Source organism: Reyranella sp. (genome assembly GCF_030651995.1).
GTDB lineage: Bacteria > Pseudomonadota > Alphaproteobacteria > Reyranellales > Reyranellaceae > Reyranella.
The window spans coordinates 61,919-72,216 of sequence record NZ_JAUSBN010000027.1; the positions used below are offsets into that span (position 1 = coordinate 61,919).

A 10,298-nucleotide genomic window follows, 5' to 3' on the forward strand; every position below is an offset into this window, starting at 1 on the left:
ATCCTGCCTGCGACTATGAAATTGCCCGCAATTGGCGGGCATTGTTTTGTAGGAATTCGTGTGATGGCCTCTACGACGACCGCGGCGCGTCAGAATGTTTCGGGCATGCCGGATATCAAGGTTTCTGCGCGTCAGGTTTTCGGCATCGATACCGACATGGAAGTGCCGGCGTTCAGCACGCCGACCGAGCATGTCCCGCAGGTCGACGATGCCTACCTGTTCGATCACGACACGACGATGGCGATCCTCGCCGGCTTCGCCCACAACCGCCGTGTCATGGTCCAGGGCTATCACGGCACCGGCAAGTCGACGCACATCGAGCAGGTCGCGGCGCGCCTCAACTGGCCCTGCCTGCGCGTCAACCTCGACAGCCACATCTCGCGTATCGACCTGATCGGCAAGGATGCGATCGTCCTGCGCGACGGCAAGCAGGTCACCGAATTCCGTGAAGGCATCCTGCCGTGGGCGCTGCAGAACCCCACCGCGCTGGTGTTCGACGAATACGATGCCGGCCGTGCCGACGTGATGTTCGTGATCCAGCGCGTACTCGAGGTCGACGGCAAGCTCACCCTCCTCGACCAGAACAAGGTCATCCATCCGCATCCGGCGTTCCGCCTGTTCTCGACCGCCAACACGGTCGGCCTCGGCGACACGACCGGCCTCTATCACGGCACGCAGCAGATCAACCAGGGTCAGATGGACCGCTGGTCGATCGTGACGACGCTGAACTACCTGCCGCACGACCAGGAAGTGAACATCGTCGCCGCCAAGACGCCGCACTATGACAACGACGCGGGCCGCAAGACCATCGCCGCCATGGTGGCGCTGGCGGACCTCACGCGTGCGGGCTTCATCGCCGGCGACATCTCGACCGTCATGTCGCCCCGTACGGTGATCACCTGGGCCGAGAATGCGCGCATCTTCGGGGGTGACGTGGGCTTTGCCTTCCGTCTCACCTTCCTGAACAAGTGCGACGAGGTCGAGCGCAGTACGCTCGCGGAGTACTATCAGCGCTGCTTCGGCAAGGAATTGCCGGCATCCAGCGGCAAGGGCGGCAAGCTGCACTAAGTTAGTAAAGAGGGCCGCATGGCCAAGGACTCCACTCCCCTCGAGGAGTTTCGTCGCGTCACCGCCACCACAATGCGGGCGGTGTCGCGCAAGGAAGTGAACGTAGCCTTCGTCCCCGACGGCGGTTCACTGCTGGGCCAGGAAGCCCGCATCACCGTGCCGGCGCGCGATCTGCCGGTCGAGGATGTGAGCCGCGTCCGCGGCGAGGCCGATTCGATGGCGCTGAAGCTGCGCCATCACGACCGCAAGACCCACCTGCGCCGCGTGCCCCGCGGCGAGGCGGCGCGCGCGATATTCGAGGCGGTCGAGCAGGTCCGCGTCGAGGCGCTGGGTGCCCGCAAGATGGTCGGTGTTGCAGACAACCTCTCCGCCCTGTGGCGCCAGCGCTCCGACCAGCGTGGCCATGCGCGCATCAAGACCAAGGAAGACGCGCCGATCGCCGACGTGATCGGCCTGATCGCCCGTGAGCAGCTGCTCGGCGCCGCGCCGCCGGAATCGGCCAAGGCGATGGTCGACATGTGGCGCGCCGACGTGGAAAACGCCGCCGGTCGCGACTTCCAGAAGCTGCGCGAGTCGCTTACGAACCAGGAAGCCTTTGCCCGCGCCGCGCGCCAGCTCATCCGGGATCTCAAGCTTGGCGACGAGTCGGCAGACCTGCAGGACGACGACAACGAGGACTCGCAGGACCAGGAGAACGCCGACGGTCAGTCGAACGAGACCGGCGACGACCAGAGCGATTCGAGCGAGACCCAGGGCTACGGCGCTCAGGGCGAGGAGAGCGAGGACGCTTCCGAGCAGGACGACGCCTCCGAAACCGCCGCCGACCAGGCCCAGACCGAGATGCAGATGGGTTCGGGCGACGAGGAGGAGCCGGGCCGCGCCGAGCGTCCGTGGCTGCCGCCGGGTGCGCTCAGCAACGAGCCGGCCGGCCAGCAGTATCACGCCTATTCCAACAAGTTCGACGAGATCGTCGAGGCCGACGCGCTGTGCGACGCCGAGGAACTGGGCCGCCTGCGCAACCATCTCGACCAGCAGCTGGCGCATCTTCAGGGCGTGATCGGCAAGCTCGCCAACCGGCTGCAGCGCCGCCTGATGGCGCAGCAGAATCGCGCCTGGGAGTTCGATCTCGACGAGGGCATTCTCGACGCCGCGCGCCTCACCCGCGTCGTCACCAATCCGATGCACGCTCTGTCGTTCAAGACCGAGCGCGACACCAACTTCCGCGACACCGTGGTCTCGCTGCTGATCGACAATTCGGGCTCGATGCGCGGCCGCCCGATCACGGTCGCGGCGATGAGCGCCGACATCCTGGCCCGTACGCTGGAGCGCTGCGGCGTGAAGGTCGAGATCCTGGGCTTCACGACGCGTGCCTGGAAGGGCGGTCAGAGTCGCGAACAGTGGCTCGCCGCCGGCAAGCCTGCGAATCCGGGCCGCCTCAACGACCTGCGCCACATCGTCTACAAGCCGGCCGATGCGCCGTGGCGGCGCGCCCGCAAGAACCTGGGCCTGATGCTGCGCGAGGGCATCCTCCAGGAGAACATCGACGGCGAGGCGCTGCTGTGGGCGCACAGCCGCCTGCTGCCACGCCCCGAAGAGCGCAAGATCATGATGGTGATCTCGGACGGCGCGCCGGTCGACGACTCGACCCTGTCGGTCAATCCCGGCAACTATCTCGAGCGGCACCTGCGCGACGTCATCGACTGGATCGAGACGCGCTCGCCGGTCGAACTGGTCGCCATCGGTATCGGCCATGACGTCACGCGCTACTATCGCCGCGCCGTCACCATCGTCGACGCCGACCAGCTCGGCGGCACGATGATGGAGCAGCTCGCCTCCCTGTTCGACGACGACGACAAGAAGGACGCCGCCGCCGCCCGCGGTTCACGCAAGGGCGCCGGCAAGGTCGGAACCAAGTCCGGCAAGCGCGCGGCCTAGAGAAAGTTGCTTTGCGCTCGGCCCGAGAAACTCCGTCATCTCAGGGCGGGGTTTGCCCGCCCGAAGCGGAGCGCCCCTCGAGAACTTCGAGGGGTGTCGGATGCATAATTTTCCATCGTCTCGACCGGAGCGCTCAGCGCGGAGTGGAGAGACCTTCCCTCCACTAAATGCCGTCAGATCGTGGAGAGAAGGTCTCTCCACTCCGCCTCGCTTCGCTCGGCTCCGGTCGAGACGACGGGCCTTGAATTCAAGTTCGCCGTTCCTTCGGCCAAGTCGGCTCCAATCCCCGTGACCAACCGCCTCCTTCTCACGCTCTGCCTGCTCGTCGCCGCCTGCGCCGGCGTGTCGCCGCCGCCGGCGGTGGCGCAGGAACAGCCGATCACGATCGAGAGCTCGGCGCTCACGCTCAAGATCGACGAGCCGAAGGCAGCCCGTGTCGGTCGGCTGGTCTGGCGAGGCGGCCTCGAGATGCGGGCCAACCTGCGCAGTTTCGGCGGCCTGTCGGATCTCCACGTCACGCCGGACAATCGCACCCTCACCTCGATCTCCGACGAGGGCGCCTGGCTCGTCGCCACGCCCCGCTTCGACGCCAACGGCACGCTGGTGGGCCTCAGCGATGCGCGGATGGGCCAGCTGCGCGGCCTCGACGGCAAGCCGATCGAGAGCAAGCCGGAAGCCGACGCGGAGGCGTTCGTGCGCCTGCCCGACGGATCGTGGCTGGTGGCCTTCGAGCGCCGGCACAGGCTGTGGCGCTATCCGTCGCTCACCGCGACGCCGCTGCCCGTCGAGGGGCCCGCCGACATCGGCCGCCAGCCGGCCAATGGCGGGATCGAGGCGTTGGCCGCCCTGGCCGATGGCACGGTGATCGCGATCAGCGAAGAGTACAGCCGACAGCCGGAGACGGTGGCGGGCTGGATCGGCAAGCCTGACGGCAGCGGCCGATACACATGGAGTTCATTCAGCTACGCGACGATTCCGGACTACAGGCCAACCGCGCTGGCGGTGCTGCCGGACGGCTCCTTCGCCACCCTCGAGCGGGCCTTCGACATGGTGCGCGGGGTGCGGGTCCGGGTGATGCGGTTCGACGCGTCTGAACTCAGGCCCGGAGCAATCGTGAGGCCCGAGGAGCTGGCGCGCCTTGCCTCACCCTATGCGGTCGACAATCTCGAAGGGCTGGCGGCAACGCGCGGCCCCAAGGGCGAGACGCTGCTCTGGCTGATATCGGACGACAACTTCAATCCGCTTCAGCGCAACATTCTGATGCTGTTCGAATTGGAGGGCTGAGCGAAGCTCAGCCCTCAGGCCGCCTTCTTCGCGTCCTTCTTGCCCTTGGCCGAGACGACGCGGCGCTTCAGCACCTTCATTTCGGGCGAGAGCTTGCTGTCGTTCGTGTCGAGCAGATAGGCGTCGATGCCGCCATTGTGCTCGATCGTCTTGATGCCGCGGGGGGTCAGGCGCAGGCGCACCGCGTGGCCCAACGCATCGGACAACACCGAAGCGACCTGAAGGTTCGACATGAACCGGCGCTTCGACTTGTTGTTGGCGTGGCTCACATTGTTGCCGTACTGGACGGACTTGCCCGAAAGGGCGCAACGACGAGGCATGGCGATATCCGCTAAAAAAACGATCCCGCCGGAGGGCGGGAAGGCCGGCTTTTTACGGGCCCAAACGGTGCCCGTCAAGCGAACCAATCCACCACTCTTTCGCTGATGTCCTCGACCTGGTCCTCCGGGATCACCCGCCCCCGTGCCGAGATTCCCGCCTCGTGCACGGTGTTCGGATCGCCCGAGACCAGGGGATGCCACCAATAGAGGTCCTGCTTCAAGTGGACCAGCCGGTATCCACAAGTCCTGGGGAGCCAGTCCATCTTGGCCACCACTTTTGGGGTGAGCTGGATGCACTCCGGCACGATCTTCTTGCGGTTCTTGTAGTCCTTGCAGAGCGCCGTCCTGGGATCCAGCAGCCGGCAGCAGGTATCGGTCTGGGCAAGCTCGCCCGTGCCCTCGTATTCCAGCTTGTTGACGCAACACATGCCGCAGCCGTCGCAGAGCGATTCCCACTCCTGCTGGGTCATCTCGGCCAGGGTCTTGCGCTTCCAGAAGGGCTCCTTCTGGGCCTCGGCGGCGCGGCGCGCGCGTTTCAGGAAGGACTTAGCGGCCATGGAAGGCTTGTAGCATGGACCGGGCCGCCGCGGCGGGAGTGAGCCGCCCGGCCTCGACCTCGCGCTCCAGCCCGCCGACCAGCCGCCGGACGTCGGGGTGCGCCTTCAGTTGCGCCAGCAGGGTCTCGCCGACCTCGTTCCACATCCAGGCGCGCGCCTGCTCGGCGCGGCGCCTCTGGATCCCCTTATCGCCCACCGCCTGGTTGAAGCGCTCGACGACGTCCCAGATCTCGAGGACGCCGTCGCCCGTCTGGGCCGAGCTGGTGGTGACCTCGGGCGTCCAGCCGGGGGTCGGCGAGCGCAGCATGCGCAGCGCATGCTGGTAGTCGGCGGCCGAGCGCCTGGCGGTGGCCTTCAGGTCGCCGTCGGCCTTGTTGACCACGATCAGGTCGGCGAGCTCGATCACGCCGCGCTTGATGCCCTGCAGGTCGTCACCGCCGGCGGGCAGCAGCAGCACGATGAACATGTCGACCATGTCGGAGACCGCGGTCTCGGACTGGCCGACGCCCACCGTCTCGACGATCACGGTGTCGAACCCGGCGGCTTCCACCAGCAGCATCGTCTCCCGCGTGCGCCGGGCGACGCCGCCCAGGGTGATTCCGGCCGGCGACGGCCGGATGAAGGCCTCCCGGCGCCGCGACAGCTCTTCCATGCGCGTCTTGTCCCCCAGGATCGAGCCGCCGCCGCGCTTGGACGAGGGATCGATCGCCAGCACCGCGAGCGACCGGCCGCGCTCCAGCAGCGACAGGCCGAAACGCTCGATCAGGGTGGACTTGCCGACGCCGGGCACGCCGGTGATGCCGAGCCGCACCGATTTGCCGGTATGCGGCAGCACCTCGGCCAGCAGCGCATCGGCGCGCGCGCGGTGGTCGCTGCGGGTCGATTCGATCAGGGTAATGGCCTGCGCCAGCGCCCGCCGGTCGCCCTTCAGCAGGGGCTCGAGAAGCGGATCGGCCGGCACGCCGGAAATCGCTGCGGACGCACTCATCGGCGGCCAGACTTATCAGCCGCGGCGACGCATTGCCAGCAAGGCGCCGACCGTCGCGACCGCGTAGAAAAAGCCCAGCGTCCAGCCGAGGCCGGGTTCGCCCACCGCATCCATGGCCGCCCCCGTGAGTGGCCGGCCGACCAGCCCGCCCACGACATAGATCAGGCTGAAGGCGGTATTCGCGCGGGCGATGTCGCCACCGTGAAAGCGCTGGCCGAGCAGTGCCAGGCCCACCGGATAGATCGCGAACGAGATGCCGCCCCACAGCATGATGACGCCCACGATGGCGAACGACTGGGCCGGCACGAAGGTGAGGCCGATCACCAGCGCGGCGCTGATCAGCGTGCAGCCCGCCAGCACGCCCCGCCGGTCGACATGGTCGGCCAGCCAGCCGATCGGCCACTGCAGGGCCACGTTGCCGACGACGAAGGCCGAAAGCCACAGCGCGCCGGTCTCCGGCGCGACGCCGGCACTGACCGCATAGACCGGCAGGAAACTGAAGGCGACCTGTTCGCCCAGGCCTCCCGCAAAGGCCGCCAGCATGGCCAGCGGCGCCGCCACGAAGATGGCGCCGTAGCCACTGTCGGCGTGATGCCGGATCGCCGGCGCCCGGTACCTGTAGGGCAGCAGCGGCAGGGCGACCAGAAGGGCGAGCCCGGCGCAGGTCAGGAACGGCACCGGCCCGTAGACGCCGACGATCTGCAGCACCAAGGGTCCCAGCGCCATGCCGCCCGCGAACATCGCGGCATAGATCGCCATGACCCGGCCGCGCCGCTTCTCCTCGACGACGAGGTTCATCCAGATCTCGCTCACCACCCACGGCACGCCACCGACCGCGCCGTGCAGGAAGGAGAGCACGAACCAGGCGACCGGACCCGCGGTCAGCGTATAGCCGACCGTGCACAGGGAACCGGCCAGGACGGCGGCCAGGATGAGCGGCACGGCGCCGAAGCGGGCGGCCAGTCGCGGAATGTGGGGCCCGGTCGTGAGCATGCCGAGCGCCCAGGCGGCGGCGACGATGCCGATGGTGAGCTTGTCCTCGCCCTGCCGCTCCAGCGCGAGCGGCACCAGCGGCATCACCGCGCCCGACTGCAGGCCGATGGCGGCGCAGGCGGCGAAGACGGGAACGAGGGAGCGCCAGGGGCCGGTGGCCGCCGGCCTAATCGCCGACACGCAGATGCCCCTCGGCGCGAAAGGAGGCCGGCTCCTCGATGCGCCGTTCGGCCTCGGCGGCGGCTTCCTGCTGGCGGCGCCACATGTCGGCGTACAGCCCGTCGCGGGCCAGCAGCTCGCCATGGCGGCCCCGCTCGGCCACGCGGCCGCGGTCGAGCACGATGATCTCGTCGGCGTTGATAATGGTCGACAGGCGATGGGCGATCATCACCGTGGTGCGGCCGCGGCTGACCTCTTCCAGCGAGCGCTGGATCTCCTGCTCGGTGCGGGTATCGAGCGCGCTGGTCGCTTCGTCGAACAACAGGATGCGCGGATTCTTGAGGATGGTCCGCGCGATCGCCACGCGCTGCTTCTCGCCGCCGGAGAGCTTCAGCCCGCGCTCGCCCACCATGGCTTCGTAGCCCTGCGGCAGGGCCACGATGAAATCGTGGATGCGGGCCAGGCGGGCGGCCTCCTCGACCTCCTCGCGGCTGGCGCCGGGGCGGCCGTAGGCGATGTTGTAGTAGATCGTGTCGTTGAACAGCACGGTGTCCTGCGGCACGACCCCGATCGCGGCGCGCAGGCTCGCCTGCTGGACGTCGCGGATGTCCTGCCCGTCGATGCGCACATGACCGGCCGACACGTCGTAGAAGCGGAACAGGATGCGCGAAATGGTCGACTTGCCGGCGCCGCTTGAACCCACGATGGCCACCGTGTGGCCGGGCGCCACGCGAAAGCTGACATCGTGCAGGATCGGCCGCGACGCGTCGTAGTGGAAATCGACATGATCGAACACGATCTCAGCCCCGGCCACGGCGAGCGGCGGCGCGCCCGGCCTGTCGGCGATCTCTGCCGGCACGCCCAGCAGCCCGAACATCTTTTCCATGTTGACCAGCGCGTTGCGGATCTCGCGGTAGGCGAAGCCCAGCATGTTGAGCGGCATGTAGAGCTGGATCAGGAAGGCATTGACCGCCACGAAGTCGCCGATCGTCATCGTGCCGGCGACAACGCCCTGGCCCGCCATTACCATCACCGCCACGAGGCCGACCGCGATGATGGCTCCCTGCCCGATGTTGAGCAGCGAGAGCGTGCGGCTGGAGCGGATGGCCGCGTCCTCGTAGCGCCGGCGGCCGACATCGTAGCGCCGGGCTTCGTGCGGCTCGTTGCCGAAATACTTCACGGTCTCGAAGTTCAGCAGGCTGTCGATCGCCTTGGCATTCGCCTCGGTGTCGGCCTCGTTCATCGAGCGCACGAACTTGATGCGCCATTCCGAGAAGACGATCGAGAAGACGATGTAGACGCCGACCACGACCAGGGTCACGACGGAGAAGCGCCAGTCGTAGAGGCTCCACAGGATGGCCCCGACCAGGACGATCTCGAACAGCGTCGGCAGGATGTTGAAGGTCGTGAAGCGGATCAGGAAGTCCATGCCCTGCGTGCCGCGCTCGATGACGCGGCTGATCCCGCCGGTCTGCCGCTCCAGATGGAATCGCAGAGACAGTGCATGGAGATGGCCGAACACTTCGAGCGCCAGATTGCGGATCGCCCGCTGGGCCACCGGGGCAAAAATGGCGTCCCGAATTTCGCCGAAGGCCTGAGCCAGCACGCGGGCAGCCCCGTAGGCGACGATCAGGGCGATCGGGACCGCGACTGCCTGGGCGGCGGGCGTTCCCAGCGCATCCACGGCGTCCTTGTAGAGAAGCGGGACGTAGACGTTCGTGACCTTGGCCACCACCAGCAGCACCAGGGCGATCATGACCCGCACGCGCAGCGCCAGTTCATTCTTCGGCCACAGATGGCGCCCGAGAATCTTGATCACGCCCCAGGCACGGGGTCCGTCCACCTTGGGGATGCCGTCAGGGCCGGGGTTCGACATGAACGAAAAATGCCTTATTGGGCCACCATGTTGGATGGCGAAGGGCGCCGCGGCCTTCTATCCTGCCGAGCGAGCCGACGTAAGCCCTTCAGGGAAAGGGAGTCTCATGAGATTTCGTAAGGCCCTGGCAGCGATTGTCCTGAGCACGGCCGTGCCGGGCGTGGCGGCGGCCCAGACCGCCGCCCAGAGCACCGCGCTTGGCGCGCGGCAGGTCGACATTGCCTACGAGATCACCTTTGCCGGCCTCTCCGGCTTCCGCATCGACCTCACGGCGAAGTTCAACGGCTCCAGCTATGACATCGAAAGCCGGACCTTCAAGGAAGGCATCCTGCGCGCGGTCACCATGCACTATGACGGCCGCAATCGCGCCTGGGGCGGTTTCTCTCCCGAGGGAGCCCGGCCGGCCGCCGGTTCGCTCTCCATCGTCGTCGGCGACAAGCCGCGCACCTGGGTCGCGCAGTATGCCGGCGGCACGATCCAGGAGACCCACAACCCGGCCTACAAGCCGTCGCCGCAGAACACCATTTCCGAGGAGCAGCGGCGCGGTTCGCTCGACCCGCTCTCGGCGGGACTGAGCGTCGGCATGGCCGGCGACGCGGCCTGCGACCGCACGGTGCAGAGTAACGACGGCAAGCGCCGCATCGACGTGATCATCAAGAAGGTCGGCACCGAGTCAGCCGCCAAGTCGGGCATCCCCGGCGCGCAGGGCGACGTTCTCGTCTGCGAGATCTTCACCCGGCGCGTGGCCGGCGAGTTCGACAGCGCACCGAAGGAGGCCGAGACCGAGCGCGAGCGGCCGATGCGCATCTGGCTGGCCCGCCTGGACCAGAGCCAGATGCGCTATCCCGCCAAGCTCGAGGCCCAGACCGGCTTCGGCACGATCCGCGGCCGCATCCTCTCCTTCCGCGAACGCCCGATGACGCCGGACGAAAGCCAGGCGATGCGGAAGTAGCCCTCATGTTCCTCTACCCCGCTAGGGCTATCGCATTCACACATCGTAGTTGCGTCGAGTAAGGCGGTTCGATTCTCTGTCCGAAGCACAGCGGGCGGAGAATTGGATGTCGGGTATGGAGTACGGTCTGGGCGGTTTCGGCGACCGGCGGCTGCAAAAAGGGGGG

The 10,298-nt window shown here is 67.5% G+C and carries 9 protein-coding genes; 4 read left to right on the top strand and 5 right to left on the bottom strand.

All coding sequences use genetic code 11. The annotated features are described in order from the left end of the window. Nucleotides 1-63: 63 nt before the first annotated feature. The 3 genes from cobS (at nucleotide 64) to Q7V45_RS07925 (ending at nucleotide 4,287) form a co-directional block, all read left to right on the top strand. Nucleotides 64-1,068: a cobaltochelatase subunit CobS gene (gene cobS, locus Q7V45_RS07915; protein WP_304849714.1), complete on the top strand. Its 1,005-nt coding sequence runs from the start codon at nucleotides 64-66 to the stop codon at nucleotides 1,066-1,068. A gap of 18 nt (nucleotides 1,069-1,086) precedes the next feature. Next, nucleotides 1,087-3,003 (top strand): cobaltochelatase subunit CobT, encoded by a 1,917-nt coding sequence (cobT, locus tag Q7V45_RS07920; RefSeq protein WP_304849717.1) that lies wholly within the window; start codon nucleotides 1,087-1,089, stop codon nucleotides 3,001-3,003. A gap of 288 nt (nucleotides 3,004-3,291) precedes the next feature. After that, nucleotides 3,292-4,287 carry an esterase-like activity of phytase family protein gene (locus tag Q7V45_RS07925; RefSeq protein WP_304849720.1) on the top strand — a complete coding sequence of 332 codons (996 nt, stop codon included), beginning with the start codon at nucleotides 3,292-3,294 and terminating at the stop codon, nucleotides 4,285-4,287. A gap of 14 nt (nucleotides 4,288-4,301) precedes the next feature. Here Q7V45_RS07925 and rpmB read toward each other — a convergent pair whose 3' ends face one another. The 5 genes from rpmB to Q7V45_RS07950 all read right to left on the bottom strand — a co-directional run bounded on the left by rpmB (nucleotide 4,302) and on the right by Q7V45_RS07950 (nucleotide 9,180). Further along, nucleotides 4,302-4,607, bottom strand: a complete 306-nt coding sequence (gene rpmB / locus Q7V45_RS07930; protein ID WP_304849723.1) for a 50S ribosomal protein L28 — start codon at nucleotides 4,605-4,607, stop codon at nucleotides 4,302-4,304. 74 nt (nucleotides 4,608-4,681) lie between these two features. After that, the gene (locus Q7V45_RS07935) at nucleotides 4,682-5,164 is read right to left on the bottom strand and encodes a YcgN family cysteine cluster protein (protein ID WP_304849726.1); all 483 of its coding nucleotides are present in this window, start codon (nucleotides 5,162-5,164) and stop codon (nucleotides 4,682-4,684) included. Continuing rightward, on the bottom strand, nucleotides 5,154-6,152 hold the full coding sequence (gene meaB, locus Q7V45_RS07940; RefSeq protein WP_304849729.1) for a methylmalonyl Co-A mutase-associated GTPase MeaB: 999 nt from the start codon (nucleotides 6,150-6,152) through the stop codon (nucleotides 5,154-5,156). Before meaB ends, Q7V45_RS07935 begins: the two co-directional genes overlap by 11 nt. Before the next feature lie 15 nt (nucleotides 6,153-6,167). Continuing rightward, nucleotides 6,168-7,325 carry an MFS transporter gene (locus Q7V45_RS07945; RefSeq protein WP_304849733.1) on the bottom strand — a complete coding sequence of 386 codons (1,158 nt, stop codon included), beginning with the start codon at nucleotides 7,323-7,325 and terminating at the stop codon, nucleotides 6,168-6,170. Continuing rightward, a complete protein-coding gene (locus Q7V45_RS07950) occupies nucleotides 7,312-9,180 on the bottom strand; it encodes an ABC transporter ATP-binding protein/permease (RefSeq protein ID WP_304849737.1) in 1,869 nt (622 codons plus the stop codon). Before Q7V45_RS07950 ends, Q7V45_RS07945 begins: the two co-directional genes overlap by 14 nt. Nucleotides 9,181-9,286: 106 nt before the next feature. Here Q7V45_RS07950 and Q7V45_RS07955 point away from each other — a divergent pair, with 106 nt between their 5' ends. After that, nucleotides 9,287-10,132 (top strand): hypothetical protein, encoded by an 846-nt coding sequence (locus Q7V45_RS07955; RefSeq protein ID WP_304849740.1) that lies wholly within the window; start codon nucleotides 9,287-9,289, stop codon nucleotides 10,130-10,132. The last annotated feature ends 166 nt before the right edge of the window (nucleotides 10,133-10,298 follow it).